A 16,631-nucleotide genomic window follows, 5' to 3' on the forward strand; every position below is an offset into this window, starting at 1 on the left:
TTTCTCCTTATTTGACAAGTCCATTTTGGAATGCATAAACAACTGCTTGGGTGCGGTCCTGAACTTCTAATTTGCTTAAAATATTACTAACATGGGTTTTGACCGTCTTTAAGGCGATGAATAATTCCTCGGCAATTTCTTGATTCGCCAAGCCGCGTGCCATGCATTGTAGCACTTCCATTTCACGCTCTGTTAAATGGTCATGCAACGCTGGGGCTACTCCGCGCATCCGGGCCATCACTTTCGTCGTTGCTTCTGGCTCTAATACCGTTTCGCCGTTAATCGTTTTACGAATCGCCTCGGCAATTTGCTTAGCGTTGCTTGTTTTTAAAATATAGCTGACCGCGCCAGCTTCTAACGCAGGGTAGAGCTTATCATCATCGATAAAGCTTGTCACCATCATCACCTTTGCTTGCGGCCAGCTAGCGATAATTTCGGCCGTAGCCTGTGCCCCGTTTTTAATGGGCATCACATTGTCCATTAAGACAAGGTCAGGCTTTAATGCAAGCGTTTTTTCGATCGCCTCTTGACCATTCGCTGCCTCGCCAACGACTTCAATATCAGGCTGCGCAGAAAGGTAAGCTGCAACCCCTATGCGTACCATTTCGTGGTCATCAGCAATGACGACTTTAATCATCTAGTTGTTCCCCCTTCTTAAATGGGACTTTTACTTCAACAATTGTCCCTTCGTTTGGTACAGATACGATTTTATACGTACAGCCAATTTCGACTGCGCGCTCTGCGATATTACGTAAGCCGTAAGAGGAGGTTTTATCCCCATCTTTATCAAAGCCAAGACCATTATCTTGAATTCGTAAAATGGCTAACCCGTCACGCGCGATAAATAATAGTTCGACTTCACTTGCCTTTGCATGACGAAGTGTGTTCGATAAGGCTTCTTGAGCGATGCGGAAGAGATGGTCTTCCTCGACTTTCCCCAGTGTAATTTCTTCTATTTGATATTCTATATTAAAGTACACCTTTTCTTGGAGCTCGACAATTAAATCCTCTAATCCCTCTGCCAAGCTTTTATTGTGTAAGGCGACAGGGCGTAAATGTAACAGCAGGGCGCGCATTTCTAGCTGTGCTTGCTGTACGACTCTTTCGACTTGTGCCAACTGTTTTTGTGAATGCTCGTTTTCTTCCTGCTCTGTTAAGGCAGACAAAAGCATGGATGCTGCAAAAAGCTGCTGCGACACTGAATCATGCAATTCGCGTGCTAAACGCTGGCGCTCGGCAAGTAAGCGTTCCTGAACAATGGCATCGTTTGTTTCCACTTTTTCGCTAGATAGGCGCTGTAAGGAAGAACGCTGTGTTTCAATCAGTTCGTTTGTAACGAGCAGTGCCTTTTTCAGCGAGCTACTTGTATGCTTCATTTTTTTCGGGAAATCCGTTTCCGTTACCTTTTTGACAAGGCGAGTCGTTTGATTTTCCTTTAGCTTGACAGCAATGGTCATCCAAAGGGTAATGATGAAGCTAAAGCATGCCGCGACGATTACCATTAATGCTGCAAGTGGCATATCAAATTCACGATTATCGATTAAAAAGCGCCACGTTTCCTCGCGTGGCTGGCCATATAAGAATGCTAATATATTAAATGTAAAGGAACCAAAAAGAAATAATAGAATAACGAATCGTAATAAAAAGGTCATCATGCGCGTTGCACCTCCACATCGCCAATCCAAGTCGTCACATAAATGACCAGTACCCGTTTGGCATCCTGTGAACCATCTTCAATTTGAATTTGCTCATTTACACATTGCTTTGGCGTGTAGTTGAAGCATGTCGCTTGGCCATAAAGCGTGGAATAATTCAATTGAACGGTTACTTCATATGGTACTATGATACGAACTTTACCAAGTGACTGCTGGATAACGATGAGCGATTTTCCGGATGGTAAAATGGTTTCAGTTGCATCAATCGTGATATCGCCAATAAAACGCTGGATATGCAGGTCTTGCCACGAATAGCTTTCAGTAGGGGAGCTCGTCGAACCGATTAATTGATTTTGCTGTGTATCGAGCGTTAAATGATTTTTGATTTCGATGATATGCTCTTTTTTTGTTACATATTGATACAGTAAAAATAGAAGCGTCCCAATGATTAGTAAGCGCAGTGTCCAGATGTTAATGATGGCTAAAAATAAAAAGAAAAGTCCAGCCCATAGTAAGTATTGCTTTTTCTTTTTAAAGCTAAAATATAAAAAGGCTGCACCAATAATTAATAAAAAAACGGAACCATTATTGAATAATGTCAATTCGATTAACACGACAAGGGCAAAACAAATCATGATGATGGAAAGGTGATCGGTTGTAATCTTCTGCATGATGTCCCTCCTAAAACGTACAAAATGGAGAAAGCGCATTGAGGCTTTCTCCTTTAATATAGTAATTCTGAGTTTGGTTGAATCGCTGGTATACTTACTCTAGTATACCATTATTTTGCTTGCTCGATTAACTTTTGCTCTTTTTCTAATTGGGCTAAACGCGCTTCAAATGTTGTTACTTCATATTTATGCTCAATGCTTTGTGATAAGTCATCAATATAGTTGGATAGCTCATCGAATTGATCGACATTATTCGTTGTGAGTACCTTGTCCATTTGATAGTTAGCACGAACGACATTTTCTTTGCCCATTAGCTGTAGTTGACGCACTTTCATATCTTTAATTTTATGCTTCATTGTTTCAAATTTACGCTCAAGTGCGAAGTATTCATGATTAGCTGCATCAATGCTTGTTAATAATGCTTGCTTGCGTGTTGTATAGGCCGTCACTTCATCTTGTGCAAAGGCAATTAATTCCGCTTCATCTGTATTTTGTGCAAGCGTTAATTGGGCTTCGCGTTTTTCGAGCATCTCTACTGTTTGTGCAAGCTGACCTTCTAGCTCTTTTTTCAGTTGACCTTGACGTGCTAATAATTTACCTGTTTCTTCGGTTTGTTTTTCCGCTTCACGAATGTATTGGTTTAGCATTTTGATTGGATTTTTTTCGACCTTTTTATCGAATAATTCGTGTAAATCCGCTTGAATTGAGTATTTGAATTTTGTAAGTAAGTTTTTCATTGTGCTTTCGCTCCTTTTTATTTGTTTAAATTTGCCCATTCACGTTCGAAGTTTGTAAATGGGTCGTCTTCTTTTTTAGTGAAGATTTCTCTCTGTTCCTGCTTACGTGATTTGTAGATGTAGAATAAAATCCCGATAGCCACTAAGCCGATAAAGCCGGGGATATTGGATAAGGCACTGATTAACCCTGCAAGTGCGATCACTAAGCTCATCACTTTACCAAATGTACTTGTGCTTTCCGTGTAATAATGTAATCCAGCGGCAAGTAGTAAGCCTGATACGAGTAAACCAGCAACTGGTGCAAGTAAGACAAGTGCCACCATTGCAGCGACAAAGCCTGCTGAATATAAGAAAAATTTCTTCATGATGTATTCCTCCTTGTATTTGATGTCTTAATCGTACCGTCTCTGCGAAATTTTCATAACGACCTGTAATTGTATTTTCATCTAGGTCTAGAGGCTGAGGTGTCGTAAGCCTAAATTGTTCAATGAAATATATAGAAAGACCATTCTTTTTAGTGTATAATCCATCATGGAGAGTTTTTCTCGGTACATAGGTAACGGAGGAGGTTGGACAAGTTATGACATGGGCATGGATTTTAGGTATTATTGTGGCTTTAATCGCGGGTGTTGCAATCGGTTTCTACGCAGCTCGACAATATATGATGAAGTATTTAAAAGAGAACCCACCTATTAACGAACAAATGATTCGTGTAATGATGGCACAAATGGGACGCAAACCATCTGAAAAGCAAGTACGTCAAATGATGGCACAAATGAACAAGTTCCAAGATAAATAATGAAATAACAGCTACCCGTAGTGCTAATAAAGGCACTGCGGGTATTTTTTTTTGAAAGAAAAACAATCAGAATATTCTATTGATTCCGTCTGGAAACTAGTCTAAGCTAAAAGCAGTATAATTTTGGAGGTTTTAGTCATGACGACAGAAAAAACAAATGTGGAAAGCTTCGATTTAGACCATACGAAAGTTGTAGCACCGTATGTACGTCTTGCGGGTACAAAACAAGGCGCAAAAGGGGATGTTGTAACAAAATACGATATCCGCTTTAAGCAACCAAATAAAGAACATATGGAAATGCCAGCGCTTCACTCATTAGAGCACTTAATGGCTGACCGTATTCGCAATCATAGCGACGCAGTAGTAGACCTATCACCAATGGGCTGTCAAACAGGCTTTTATGTTTCGTTCATTAACTATGATGATTATGAAGGAATTTTGACAATTTTAGAAAAAACAGCACAAGATGTTTTAGCGGCAACTGCTGTACCTGCATGTAATGAAGTTCAATGCGGATGGGCAGCAAGCCATAGTTTAGAAGGTGCGCAGGCGTTAGCGCAGGAATTTTTAGACAAACGCGCGGAATGGCATATTGTTTTTAATGAAAACTAAAAAGCTGAACGTTACGGTTATAAAATCGTAGCGTTCAGCTTTTCTTTTATAATAAAGTCTGTGTATCGTTGCGGTAGGCAGGCACGAAGTCATGTAAAAACTTTGCCACTACTTGCTCATAATCACCAGGATTGTCATTAAAGGACTTTGCATGTGCCCCTTGATCAAATAATTTGAGTCTTTTCGGCTCCGACTTCGCTTCGTATAATTCCTCGGCCATTCGAGAAGGAATGAAATCATCCGGTGTGCTGTGGATAAATAGGACAGGCTTTTCGATATGTTCGACGGCATCGATTGGCATGACTTCTTTGACGGAGTAGCCATCCCGAATCCGCATGAAAAAGTCTGCAAAGGAAATGGAATATTTAGCATCAATCGGTACTGTATTTTCAAATATCTCTTTTAATAAAGCGGGGAAGTTTGAAAAGGCACAATCCGAAATATAAAAATCCGCATCGTCCGCAATTGTGCCCGCATATAACAATGTAGTCGCAGCGCCCATCGATTCGCCGTGAATGCCTATAATAGCATCGTGTCCCATTTCTTCGCGGACTTTATTAAAAACGGCCTGTAAATCAAATTTTTCGTAATGCCCGTAGCTAGTCGTTTTCCCTTCTGATTCGCCATGGCGACGATGGTCATACACGACTGCGTTAAAGCCAAGACGTTCGAACATACGGGCATAGCGCATCGAATTGATTTTATTTTCTGTAACACCATGACAAATGATGACGGTATTTTTTGTTTCTAGCGGTTTCAAAAAAATGCCTTTAATCATATAGCCATTTGGTGACTCGATGGCTAGTAATTCTTTTGGACATCCCTGATACCATGCCTCGTCAAAACGCTTGGATGAAATTTCACGCTCTAAAATGAAGGCATCATCCTTTTTCTTAATATACATAAGGCGATTTGTCATAAGGACACCTGTTACAGTTGTCGCAGCAGCGAGCAATGTTGTTACAATACTTCCGGATAAAAATAATGTGCGTTTTTTCATATGAAGTCACTCCCTTGATAATTTTATTATTCAATGAACACCGAACAGAAATCAACTGAAATGTACCAAATAGTATAAGCAAACTAAGGTGTTAAAAATGGAAGAAGTTTGATAAAATTTTAATGAGGCAACATTGTTTGCTATGGGATGGAGTAGGAAAGGGGAATGGATTTATGACACAAGAAGTAGTTATCGTAAGTGCAGTACGTACCGCAATTGGTGCATTTCAAGGAACATTAAAAGATATTGCCGCACCAACATTAGGTAGTATTGTCATTAAAGAAGCTTTACAACGAATTAATTTAGATGCAGCATTAGTAGATGAAGTCATTATGGGAAATGTACTAGCAGCAGGCACAGGTCAAAATCCAGCGCGACAGGCGAGTATGCAAGCAGGACTTCCATTTAACGTACCTGCCATGACGATTAATAAAGTATGTGGCTCGGGTTTAAAAGCAGTCCATTTAGCAACACAAGCTATTTTAGCAGGAGATGCAGAAATCATTGTTGCAGGTGGCTTTGAAAATATGAGCCAGGCACCCTATGTTATGCAAAATGCCCGAGAAGGCTTCCGAATGGGCGATCAAAAAATAATTGATACAATGATTAAAGATGGATTATGGTGCGCATTCAATGATTATCATATGGGCATTACTGCTGAAAATTTATGCGATCAATATCATATTACGCGCGAAGAACAAGATGCATTTGCAGCACGCTCACAGCAACGAGCAGCACAGGCAATTGCAGATGGCAAGTTTGCACAGGAAATCGTTCCCGTTGAAATACCACAGCGTAAAGGCGAGCCGATTGTATTTGCACAAGATGAGTACGTGAAAGCTGGCACAACAGCAGAAAAATTAAGTGGTTTACGTCCGGCCTTTAAAAAGGATGGTTCGGTAACGGCAGGGAACGCATCTGGCATTAATGACGGCGCGGCAGCAGTTGTTGTGATGTCAAAAGAGCGTGCAGCTGAGCTTGGCATCAAACCAATGGCAACAATTATTGCCAATGCAAGTGCAGGGGTTGATCCGGCGATTATGGGGATTGGTCCGGTTCAAGCTGTCAAAAAGGCGTTAGCAAAAGCAGATGTAACACTAGATAAAATGGATATAATTGAAGCGAATGAAGCATTTGCCGCACAATCAATTGCTGTGGATCGCGAATTAGTGTTCAATCATGATAAACTAAATATAAATGGCGGTGCGATTGCGTTAGGTCATCCAATTGGTGCAAGTGGTGCACGAATATTAGTGACACTTTTACACGAAATGCAAAAGCAAGATGCAAACTATGGTCTAGCAACACTTTGCATTGGTGGTGGACAAGGGGTAGCCACAATCGTACAGCGCTAACAAATGAAAAAGGTGAGTACAATGGCAAAAAAGAAACAACAACGTCAAACTTCAGAATTTGAGTTACCAAAGGAAAAAGCTGCAACATTAGCCGATCAATTAGGTGGCGATGTATTAGCAAAATTAAAAGCAGCAAAGCAGGAAATGGTTGCCGATGAGCAAGCTAAAGAAGAAGAGCGTATTGCAAAAGAAAAGTTCGAGAAAAAGCAACGCGAAAAAAATATGAGCTTTGAAGAATTATTAAACCAATACGGTGACCAAGGCTCGAAGTTTTAACTTGCTTCATTAGAGGTTCAACCCCCAGCTCAAGCAAGTTAAAGTCCTTAGTGGATGTCACAGATTTTTAGAGGAGTTTTTCGACAAAACTCAAAAAATCTGGACGCAATTATGCAGAGGTGTAATTGAGTGAAAAAAGGTAGTGCTGATTTTTTTCAGCACTACCTTTTTACATAATGATAACTAACAACAATGAGTTTTGCGATAACTAAGCATGTCAATGCACCACTCGCATCTATTATAACATCACCGACCATACCCATTCGTCCAGGAATCATGCTTTGGCGATATTCATCTAAACTTGCGATAACTACAACACTTAAGAAACTAAGTACAATAGGAAATCGCCATTTTAGTCGTTTGTAAAAGCTATATAAAATGAGCGCTAAAAGCCCGTAACCAAAGAAATGCGTCCCTTTACGAATCAAAAATTCAACAAATTTAAAATAACCTTTCGTTTCAACCGAAACAATGCCACCCCAATAATGAAACTGGAACTGACTAAGCCATTGTTCGAACGGTTTATCCTGTAAAACGTCTTGCAGGAGGGGAATCAGTGATTGCTGTTCGTAACGCATATTTGACATGATGACGACAACAATCATCCCCAATACTACGAAAAAAATCGATTTTTTCATCGGTGATCGGTATAGCGGTCCTGACGCGTAAACGAAGCTAATTGATGGATATTGTCGATTGCTTGAGCTTTTTCATAGGCTGCTAAATTTTGCTGTAATTGCTGCTTTGTACGTGCACCAATGACGGTGGAACTAACGGCACGATGTTGCAAGTTAAACGCAAGAGCTGCTGCATGGACATCGCCGTAAAGGGTTTCGATTTTTTCTAAAAGGGTTTTTGCCTGTGCTTCATCATAGCTCATAAATGATTTTAAGCGTTGGCGCCATTCGTTTGTTAGGAGTCCTTTTGCAACAGAGCCACGCGTCACGACAGAAGCCCCACTTTGTTCAATGGCTTCGAAAAACTCCGCTGCACGCTCATCAAGAATATTAAATTGCATCATATTGCTCACAGCCGCGCTATTTTGTAAAAACGGTACGAAAACGTTAGGGCGAATGGATGAAATTCCGTATTCACGAATGAGCCCCTCTTTTTTCAGCCCTTCAAATGTATCGATAATTTCGTCCCAATGATCATCCAGTGTACCACCATGTAGCTGATAGACGTCAATATAATCGGTTTGTAAGCGACGCAAGCTCTGACGCACAGCATTGTTTATATAGCTTGCAGACGTATCCCAGCCCCAGCCATCTTTTCCATCTTCCCAGCGATTCCCCACTTTTGTAGCTAAAATAATATTGCTTCGATGCGCTTTCAATGCTTCCCCGACAACCTTTTCATTCTCGCCACGGTCATATAAATCGGCGGTATCAAAATAAGTGATTCCCGCATCAATGGCTAAATCAATAACCTGCTTGGCTTCTTCAGCGATAGGAGGAAGCGACATACAGCCTAGACTGATTTCTGAAATATTGATTGTGCTCTTTCCTAAAGTACGATAGTTCATTGGAAGACCTCCATTGCTTCTTTATTTAGTATTTCATCTTCTAATGGTACAATGAAACCAAGTTGTAGAACAAGTGGAGGCGGAATGATGAAGAAATTTGAAGAGCGTACAATCCAAACTACCCCTATATTTGACGGGAAAGTGATTTCCTTAAAGGTAGATGATGTGACATTGCCAAACGGTGCTACATCCAAGCGAGAAATTATTAACCACCCAGGGGCAGTTGCAGTCATTGCCATTACGGATGATCATAAACTACTGCTCGTAGAACAATATCGAAAAGCAATAGAGCGTTCGATTATCGAAATTCCAGCAGGTAAGCTTGAAAAAGGCGAGGAACCAATTGTAACAGCTCGTCGTGAGTTGGAAGAAGAAACAGGCTATACAACGGATGATTTAACATTTGTCCAAGCCTTCGCTACATCTCCTGGTTTTGCAGACGAAGTAATTCATATTTATTTGGCAAAAAATTTGAAAAAGCTAGAGGTCGCTGCAGCACTTGATGAGGATGAATTTGTGGAGCTCATGGAAGTAACGCTTGAAGAGGCTGAGGCAATGGTCGCAGATGAACGCATTTATGACGCCAAAACGGCCTATGCCATTCTTTGGATGAAATTACATCAATAAAAAATAATGCATACCGTCTGTCCAACAGCATAAGTTGTATGGACAAGGGGGCGGTCTGTGTGCGAAATTATTTAACCATTCAATACACATCGATGATTGTCATATGTTTTATATGTGGTGTATTGTGTTATCAACTATTTGAAATGGCTCAAATCAAGCAAGTAATTACATTTTTTGATCAACGTTTATTATCATCAGAGAAGCCTACATTTTTTTGGAATGTAGTTCCTTTCCTGCTGAGCATTAGTATTGTACTATTTTTTTCAACACATCAATATTTAGCAAAAATAGCTCTCATTTTTATTGCGATAAAAATGACATTTTTAGGACTTAGCTCTGTTTATTTACTCGTACAGCATGATTCTGTCAAGCTGTACGCCTATTGGTGGTTCCCATTTCAGCTATTGTATGGAATTTTACTCATCATGCTTTATGAGGTAATGAAGCGCCAACAAGCAAGTAGGACTCTTAAACGGACAATCCCATTTAAAAGAGTGCTAATTTTATTAATTATTTTTGTTTTAATAGGGACTTTAGAAAATTTCACAATAACTTACTTATTTAAATAAATCATTGTCTTGTAATAAGATTTAGTCATTTGGTATAATGGAATGAGTTTAGGAGGGCGTCACATATGGAGAGCCGGATTGATCGAATTAAAAAGCAACTGCATAGTGCGAGCTATAAGCTGACGCCACAGCGAGAAGCAACGGTAGCGGTATTACTTGAGCATGAGGAAGACCATTTAAGTGCTGAGGATGTTTACTTATTAGTAAAGGAAAAAGCACCTGAAATTGGTTTAGCAACAGTATATCGTACGTTAGAGCTTCTAACAGAGCTGAAAGTTGTCGATAAAATTAACTTCGGTGACGGTGTATCTCGTTATGATTTACGTCAGGAAGGCGCAAAGCATTTCCACCACCATTTAGTTTGTATCGAATGTGGCGCAGTAGATGAAATTCAAGAAGATTTATTAGAAGATGTAGAAGCAATCGTGGAAAAACGCTGGAACTTTATCATTAAAGATCACCGCCTAACCTTCCATGGTATTTGTTGGCGTTGTCACGATAATAGTGACAACTCTGGAGACAACAATGACTAATCTCTAATCAACAAAAAAGAGCAGCGAATTCGCTGCTCTTTTTATATGAAAATACGAAGATTTTTATTACATTGGGTGGTGGGCGATAATTACTAATTTACCCGTATCTAACTCTTTTTTAGCTAGGTCCATTTCTGTACTTGTTAGGCCAAGATCTGCTAAATTGTTTTCAAAATCATCGGGAGTTGTTTGGAAGAAGTTTTTAATTGTTGCTAAGAAGCCGCTTTCTTTACCCGATATTTCAGCTGTTGCTCCAGCATCTACATTAAAGAAGTCCGCAATATCATCTGCGCGCTTATTACTATTCGCAAAAACGTGGATATGATCACGATGATAGCCCTCGGAAATAAATCCTTCAATAACGTTTTTTGCTTGAACACCATTTTCTACTGCTTTCATTGTTGCCATTTCTAAAACCACTCCTTTTTTTAGTAATACGTAATAACTGTTCCCAGAATAATCTAGTATTAAACATAGTAGATTCACCACCGAGTTCTGGAGTTGATTTTCCTAATCCGCTTTTCTTTAGCTTTAGTGGGCTACCTTATTCCGGCGTTAAAGCCACGTCCCCGGAAAAGCACCCCCCGTAGCGTAGCAGAATAATCCCAATATTATAATAGATTTCAATTCCAAAACTGTATTCGAAAATGATCATTATAAGAAGTGGATTAGAACAAAAAAGGATTTTCTGCATAAAAAAACGCATGAAGTGGATTCATGCGTTTGCTCTTACTCTATTAGGCTTCAATTACATCATGAAGCTTTTTAATTTCTAAATATTGAATTTGCAATCCATCGATTTCATGGATTTTAAATTCATAGTTTTCATAAATGAACGACTCATCTAAATGTAAGTCTGGCATATTCGTAAAGTACCAGCCACCAATTGTATCTACGTTTGGATCTTCAATTTCTAAGTATAGCAGCTTACAAATATCATCGACTAATACTTTGGAATAAACGAGGTAATGATCTTCGTCAATTTTTCGGATATCTGGAATTTCATCGTCATCAAACTCATCACGTATTTCACCGACAAGCTCCTCTAAAATATCTTCTACCGTAACCATACCACTTGTTCCGCCATATTCATCTAATAAAACCGAAATATGAATACGCTTTTTTTGCATAATTTGAAGTAAGTCTTGAATCGGCGTAGTTTCGATAATGCGTATCACGGGGTTTATAAAGTCCACCAGTTTAAAAGTTTTTGGGTTAATGCGATTATTCATGCCGAGTGTTAGGAAATCTTTAATATTCAAGAAACCTAAAATATTATCGCGGTCACCATCGTATACTGGATAGCGTGTATAGCGCTCTTCAGAAACTACTGTTAGCACCTCTTCAAAGGTAGCGGATTTGTCAAAGCCGATAATATCGGTACGTGGCACCATAATTTCGCGCGCAATTTTATCGTCAAATTCAAATACATTGTTTACATATTTTAGCTCGTTCTTATTAATTTCGCCTGATTTATAACTCTCAGAAAGAAGCAAACGTAATTCTTCCTCTGTATGTGATAATTCATGCTCGCCAGCTGGCTTCATACCGAATAATTTTAATAATAAACGTGCAGAGCCATTTAAGAGCCAAATTAATGGGAACATGAGCTTATAAAACAATTGAATTGGTTTTGCGAATGCTAGTGTAATCATTTCAGCCTTTTGGATGGCAATTGTTTTAGGCGCAAGTTCACCTACAACTACGTGGAAGAATGTCGCAAGGAAAAATGCCCCGCCTAATGTAAACCAGTGGATATAATCTGTTGAGATACCGATTGATTCAAACATTGGGTGCAATATAAACTCAAATGTAGATTCACCAACCATACCGATACCTAATGCAGTAACAGTAATACCTAACTGACAGGCAGATAAATATTCATCTAAATGGGTTGTAACATTTTTGGCAGCCAATGAGCCGGTTTTTCCTTCAGCAACAAGCTGATCAATACGAGATTGGCGCACTTTAACAATCGCAAACTCTGTTGCAACGAAAAAGGCAGTTAATGCGATTAATATCGCGAAAATGATTAAGTTAATGACTGTGGTCAAACAAGCGTCCTACTCACGAAGTAGAACGTTCACCTCCTAGTTATTTAAAATTAATAAAAGCGATTGCATGAGTGCAACACTTTCAGGCGATACTTTTTTACGCAGTTTTTTACGTTCTTTGTCGTCTAGATTTCCCATTAGCATCGTGACATCTTGTTCTAGCTTGCGCATTTGTAAACGGATATCTTGAATATCGATTTCTTCGTGCGTTTGTTCTGTAGGGGATAGCATGTTATGAATTTCATCTAAACATTTCCCAAGTTGCTTTTGTTTTTCAATCCAATGAATTCGTTCGATCATTGTTTTATCATAGTAGCGATAATTGGAGGCAGAACGTTCAACTGATAGCAAGCCTAAATTTGTATAATAATCAATTGTTCGTTTTGTTACTCCCGTAGCAGAGGCAAGCTCACCAATTTTTAATTTGTCGATCCCAAAATATCACTCCCATCTATCACGTTATACTTTTAAGGATAACGTAATTTAAAGAAAATGTAAATTAATCACGCTGTATGAAGAGGCTAGATTTTTATGACTGTGAATGATAGGGGCAAGCAATAACATGAAGCATTAGAAAATGGTAAAATGATGACTATAAGTATGAAGTGAGGCGAAATAGATGCAAGCATTAACAGATCCAATCGAAGACTATCTTCATTTTATAAAAGTAGAACGTCAATTATCAGACAATACATTGCAATCCTATAAAAGAGATTTACTAGCATATGCAAGGCATTTGTATCATGAGCAAAAAAAGTCAGATTTCAATCAAGTTATTCGAGAACATATTTTGCTGTATTTAGATAGTTTACGAGCGGTCGGCAAATCGAGCAAAACCGTTTCGAGACAAATTTCATCGATTCGTTCGTTTCATCAATTTTTATTACGTGAAAAAGTGTGTGACCAAGATCCGACGGTACATTTAGAAATGCCTAAAAAGGAACAGACTTTACCGAAAGTGCTTTCTATAGAAGATATAGATGCACTTATTTCAGCACCGTCCATTGAAAAGCCACAAGGAATTCGAGATATTGCGATTTTAGAGATGATGTACGGCTCTGGCATGCGCATAAGCGAGCTCATTGCATTAAATTTGGAGGATGTGCACATAACGATGGGCTTTGTGCGCGTATTTGGTAAAGGCGGAAAGGAACGAATTATTCCACTCGGGCGGGGTGCACTAACGGCATGTACCAATTATTTGAACGAGGCAAGACCGCAATTACTCGGCAATGCCCCGAAAAATGATGCGTTTTTCATTACACAAAGAGGGAAAGGATTTACGAGACAAGGGTGCTGGAAAATTATAAAAGAACATGCGCAAACGGCTGGAATCACGAAAGAAATTACACCGCATGTGCTACGTCATTCCTTTGCAACGCATTTAATCGAAAATGGGGCAGACCTACGTGCAGTGCAGGAATTATTGGGGCATTCTGATATTTCCACAACGCAAATTTATACACATGTTAGCAAAACAAGATTATCCGAAGTGTACAAACAATTCCATCCGAGAGCGTAAAGACAATCATTTTTTGAAAACCTTTTCAATAATCGGATGTCTGACCTTTATTTATTGGGACTTTTTATGTAAAATAGGAGTGAAGAAAGAGGAGTGAACAGTAAAAATGCAACCTTTTAAAAAAATACATGTAATCGTAATGGACTCAGTAGGAATTGGTGAAGCACCAGATGCGGATAAATTTGGTGATGTGGGTGCACATACATTAGGCCATATCGCAGAAAAAATGAACGGCTTAAATATGCCAACGCTCGAAAAAATGGGTTTATCGAATATTCATGCACTACAAGGCATCGCCAAAAGCGAAAATCCAACAGCCTTTTACGGCATGATGCAAGAAGCTTCTGTAGGGAAGGATACGATGACAGGACACTGGGAAATCATGGGCCTACACATTGACAAGCCCTTTAAAGTATATCCAGAAGGCTTCCCACAAGCACTCATTACAAAGCTTGAAGAAGCAACAGGTCGCAAAGTGCTTTGTAACTTACCTTATAGCGGGACAGCCGTAATTGAAGATTTTGGAAAAGAGCATATGGAAACCGGTGCTATAATCGTGTATACATCTGCTGACCCTGTATTACAAATTGCGGCACATGAAGACATTATTCCGCTAGAAGAACTATATAAGATTTGTGAAATTGCTCGTGAATTGACATTAGACCCTGAATTTTTAGTTGGTCGTGTCATTGCCCGTCCGTTCATTGGCGAACCGGGGAGCTTCACACGTACGTCTAATCGTCATGATTATGCATTAACACCATTTGGACGTACAACAATGGCTGAAATGAAAGATGCTGGTCTTGATGTCATTGCAATTGGAAAAATTTCTGATATTTTCAATGGGGACGGTGTAACCGAAGCCATTCGCACGAAAAATAACACAGATGGCATGGACAAAATGGTAGAGGCCGCGCGTCGTGATTTCCACGGAATGAGCTTTTTAAACTTAGTAGACTTTGATGCCAACTTTGGTCATCGTCGTGATCCGATTGGCTATGGGGAAGCATTAGAGGAATTTGACCGCCGCTTACCAGAAGTTTTGGAAGCATTAACGGAAGACGATTTATTAATGATTACAGCTGACCACGGCAATGACCCAACCTTCCCAGGCACAGATCATACGCGTGAATATGTTCCGTTACTTGTCTACTCACCACGCTTCAAGCAAGGAACAGAATTACCATTGCGTGAAACATTTGCAGATATCGCAGCAACAGTGGCGGAAAACTTTAATATTGCTACACCGGAATTTGGAAAGAGCTTCTTAAACGAATTGAAATAAGGGGGAAATCAACATGAGAATGGTTGATATTATAGAAAAAAAGCGTAATGGCGAAGAGCTTTCAACACAGGAAATCCGCTTTTTTGTGGAAGGCTATACAGATGGTTCCATTCCTGATTATCAAGTAAGTGCGTTATGTATGGCGATCTATTTCCAAGACATGACAGACCAAGAACGCGCAGATTTAACGATGGCAATGGTCGAATCAGGCGATCAAATCGACCTCTCTTCTATTGCTGGTGTCAAGGTAGACAAGCATTCAACGGGTGGCGTGGGCGATACGACGACATTACCCCTAGCAGCAATGGTAGCGGCAGTTGGTGTTCCTGTTGCCAAAATGAGTGGTCGTGGTTTAGGACATACAGGCGGTACAATCGATAAATTAGAGTCAATTGAAGGCTTCCATGTTGAATTAACGAGCGAGGAATTCTCAAAGCAAGTAAATGAAATCGGCATGGCGGTAATCGGTCAATCAGGGAACTTAACACCTGCGGACAAAAAGCTATATGCATTACGTGATGTAACGGGTACGGTTTCGAGTATTCCGTTAATCGCTAGTTCCATCATGTCGAAAAAAATTGCAGCTGGTGCAGATGCAATTGTACTTGATGTAAAAACAGGTGACGGTGCATTTATGAAAACGGTGGATGATTCCATCAAGCTCGCTCAGGCAATGGTGAAAATCGGCAATAGCGTTGGACGTAAAACGATGGCAATTATTTCAGATATGAGCCAACCATTAGGCTTTGCAATCGGAAATGCGTTGGAAATTCAAGAAGCCATTGACACATTAAAGGGCAATGGTCCAGCAGACTTAAAGGAGCTTTGCTACACATTAGGCTCTCAAATGGTTGTTGTTGGCGGGAAAGCGGAAACAATCGAACAGGCACGCAAAATGCTTGAAGAGGTTGTGGCAAATGGTGCGGCGTTAGAAGTGCTAAAAAAATTCATCGCAGCTCAAGGTGGCGATGCTTCAGTAGTAGATGATTCAACACGTTTACCACAGGCGAAATTCAAAATCGACGTACCGGCAAAACAAGCGGGCTATGTTGCAAAAATCGAAGCAGATGATATCGGTACGGCGGCTATGTTACTTGGCGCAGGTCGTGCAACGAAGGAATCAGAAATCGATTTAGCGGTTGGTTTAGTGCTACACAAAAAAGTAGGAGACAAAGTATCTCAGGGTGAGTCCATTATGACGATTCATGCCAACACTGAAAATGTAGAGGATGTATTAGAAAAAATCTATGCACACTTCCATATTTCTGCTGAAAAAGTAGAAGCGCCAAAATTAATTGAAGCGATTATTACGGAATAATAGTTAGCTAAAGCCTATTGCGAAGACAAATTTCGCAATAGGCTTTTTTTGCTCTTTAAATATTTTATATTTGTGGTAGAATATGCATAATAA

21 protein-coding genes are annotated in these 16,631 nt (G+C 39.7%); 10 read left to right on the forward strand and 11 right to left on the reverse strand.

Annotation, left to right across the window (positions count from 1 at the left end):
* Positions 1–7: 7 nt before the first annotated feature.
* The 5 genes from MKX47_RS05760 to MKX47_RS05780 form a co-directional block, all read right to left on the reverse strand.
* Positions 8–637 (reverse strand): response regulator transcription factor, encoded by a 630-nt coding sequence (locus tag MKX47_RS05760; protein ID WP_340772115.1) that lies wholly within the window; start codon positions 635–637, stop codon positions 8–10.
* Complete coding sequence (locus tag MKX47_RS05765; RefSeq protein ID WP_340772116.1) at positions 630–1,655, reverse strand: sensor histidine kinase; 1,026 nt, start codon at positions 1,653–1,655, stop codon at positions 630–632. Before MKX47_RS05765 ends, MKX47_RS05760 begins: the two co-directional genes overlap by 8 nt.
* Entirely contained in the window at positions 1,652–2,326 is a 675-nt protein-coding gene (gene liaF, locus MKX47_RS05770) for a cell wall-active antibiotics response protein LiaF (protein WP_340772117.1), read from the reverse strand. The genes MKX47_RS05765 and liaF overlap by 4 nt, the downstream gene beginning before the upstream one ends.
* A 110-nt stretch (positions 2,327–2,436) precedes the next feature.
* Positions 2,437–3,063 carry a PspA/IM30 family protein gene (locus MKX47_RS05775; RefSeq protein WP_340772118.1) on the reverse strand — a complete coding sequence of 209 codons (627 nt, stop codon included), beginning with the start codon at positions 3,061–3,063 and terminating at the stop codon, positions 2,437–2,439.
* A gap of 17 nt (positions 3,064–3,080) precedes the next feature.
* Positions 3,081–3,428, reverse strand: coding sequence for a lmo0954 family membrane protein (locus MKX47_RS05780; protein ID WP_340772119.1), 348 nt, complete (start codon positions 3,426–3,428; stop codon positions 3,081–3,083).
* Between the two features lie 215 nt (positions 3,429–3,643).
* Here MKX47_RS05780 and MKX47_RS05785 point away from each other — a divergent pair, with 215 nt between their 5' ends.
* Positions 3,644–3,862 (forward strand): YneF family protein, encoded by a 219-nt coding sequence (locus MKX47_RS05785; protein WP_340772120.1) that lies wholly within the window; start codon positions 3,644–3,646, stop codon positions 3,860–3,862.
* Between the two features lie 138 nt (positions 3,863–4,000).
* The gene (locus MKX47_RS05790; RefSeq protein WP_340772122.1) at positions 4,001–4,474 is read left to right on the forward strand and encodes an S-ribosylhomocysteine lyase; all 474 of its coding nucleotides are present in this window, start codon (positions 4,001–4,003) and stop codon (positions 4,472–4,474) included.
* Positions 4,475–4,520: 46 nt separating this feature from the next.
* Here the strand turns inward: MKX47_RS05790 and MKX47_RS05795 are convergent, their stop codons facing one another.
* Positions 4,521–5,474, reverse strand: a complete 954-nt coding sequence (locus MKX47_RS05795; RefSeq protein WP_340772123.1) for an alpha/beta hydrolase — start codon at positions 5,472–5,474, stop codon at positions 4,521–4,523.
* Positions 5,475–5,647: 173 nt separating this feature from the next.
* Here MKX47_RS05795 and MKX47_RS05800 point away from each other — a divergent pair, with 173 nt between their 5' ends.
* Together MKX47_RS05800 and MKX47_RS05805 are read left to right on the forward strand one after the other, a co-directional pair.
* The gene (locus MKX47_RS05800; protein ID WP_340772125.1) at positions 5,648–6,829 is read left to right on the forward strand and encodes an acetyl-CoA C-acetyltransferase; all 1,182 of its coding nucleotides are present in this window, start codon (positions 5,648–5,650) and stop codon (positions 6,827–6,829) included.
* A 21-nt stretch (positions 6,830–6,850) separates the two neighbouring features.
* Entirely contained in the window at positions 6,851–7,105 is a 255-nt protein-coding gene (locus MKX47_RS05805) for a YqkE family protein (RefSeq protein ID WP_340772127.1), read from the forward strand.
* A gap of 161 nt (positions 7,106–7,266) precedes the next feature.
* On the opposite strand, the gene MKX47_RS05810 is transcribed toward MKX47_RS05805, so the two are convergent.
* Complete coding sequence (locus MKX47_RS05810; protein WP_340772128.1) at positions 7,267–7,743, reverse strand: VanZ family protein; 477 nt, start codon at positions 7,741–7,743, stop codon at positions 7,267–7,269.
* Positions 7,740–8,630 (reverse strand): aldo/keto reductase, encoded by an 891-nt coding sequence (locus MKX47_RS05815; RefSeq protein ID WP_340772130.1) that lies wholly within the window; start codon positions 8,628–8,630, stop codon positions 7,740–7,742. Before MKX47_RS05815 ends, MKX47_RS05810 begins: the two co-directional genes overlap by 4 nt.
* A gap of 87 nt (positions 8,631–8,717) precedes the next feature.
* Here MKX47_RS05815 and MKX47_RS05820 point away from each other — a divergent pair, with 87 nt between their 5' ends.
* The 3 genes from MKX47_RS05820 (at position 8,718) to fur (ending at position 10,359) form a co-directional block, all read left to right on the forward strand.
* A complete protein-coding gene (locus MKX47_RS05820; RefSeq protein WP_340772131.1) occupies positions 8,718–9,257 on the forward strand; it encodes an NUDIX hydrolase in 540 nt (179 codons plus the stop codon).
* A gap of 59 nt (positions 9,258–9,316) precedes the next feature.
* Positions 9,317–9,826, forward strand: a complete 510-nt coding sequence (locus MKX47_RS05825) for a hypothetical protein (protein ID WP_340772132.1) — start codon at positions 9,317–9,319, stop codon at positions 9,824–9,826.
* A 65-nt stretch (positions 9,827–9,891) separates the two neighbouring features.
* A complete protein-coding gene (fur, locus tag MKX47_RS05830) occupies positions 9,892–10,359 on the forward strand; it encodes a ferric iron uptake transcriptional regulator (protein ID WP_340772134.1) in 468 nt (155 codons plus the stop codon).
* Positions 10,360–10,425: 66 nt separating this feature from the next.
* On the opposite strand, the gene MKX47_RS05835 is transcribed toward fur, so the two are convergent.
* From MKX47_RS05835 to MKX47_RS05845, 3 genes are all read right to left on the reverse strand, one after another.
* Complete coding sequence (locus tag MKX47_RS05835) at positions 10,426–10,767, reverse strand: general stress protein (RefSeq protein WP_340772135.1); 342 nt, start codon at positions 10,765–10,767, stop codon at positions 10,426–10,428.
* A gap of 329 nt (positions 10,768–11,096) precedes the next feature.
* Positions 11,097–12,413, reverse strand: a complete 1,317-nt coding sequence (locus MKX47_RS05840) for a hemolysin family protein (RefSeq protein ID WP_340772136.1) — start codon at positions 12,411–12,413, stop codon at positions 11,097–11,099.
* Between the two features lie 36 nt (positions 12,414–12,449).
* On the reverse strand, positions 12,450–12,845 hold the full coding sequence (locus MKX47_RS05845) for a MerR family transcriptional regulator (RefSeq protein ID WP_340777726.1): 396 nt from the start codon (positions 12,843–12,845) through the stop codon (positions 12,450–12,452).
* A gap of 187 nt (positions 12,846–13,032) precedes the next feature.
* Here MKX47_RS05845 and xerD point away from each other — a divergent pair, with 187 nt between their 5' ends.
* The 3 genes from xerD (at position 13,033) to MKX47_RS05860 (ending at position 16,538) form a co-directional block, all read left to right on the forward strand.
* Positions 13,033–13,935, forward strand: a complete 903-nt coding sequence (xerD, locus tag MKX47_RS05850; RefSeq protein WP_340772137.1) for a site-specific tyrosine recombinase XerD — start codon at positions 13,033–13,035, stop codon at positions 13,933–13,935.
* 106 nt (positions 13,936–14,041) lie between these two features.
* On the forward strand, positions 14,042–15,220 hold the full coding sequence (gene deoB / locus MKX47_RS05855; RefSeq protein ID WP_340772138.1) for a phosphopentomutase: 1,179 nt from the start codon (positions 14,042–14,044) through the stop codon (positions 15,218–15,220).
* 13 nt (positions 15,221–15,233) lie between these two features.
* Positions 15,234–16,538 carry a pyrimidine-nucleoside phosphorylase gene (locus MKX47_RS05860; RefSeq protein WP_340772140.1) on the forward strand — a complete coding sequence of 435 codons (1,305 nt, stop codon included), beginning with the start codon at positions 15,234–15,236 and terminating at the stop codon, positions 16,536–16,538.
* Positions 16,539–16,631: the final 93 nt, after the last annotated feature.

Origin of the sequence: Solibacillus sp. FSL R7-0668, assembly GCF_038006205.1 — a bacterium.
Classification (GTDB): domain Bacteria; phylum Bacillota; class Bacilli; order Bacillales_A; family Planococcaceae; genus Solibacillus.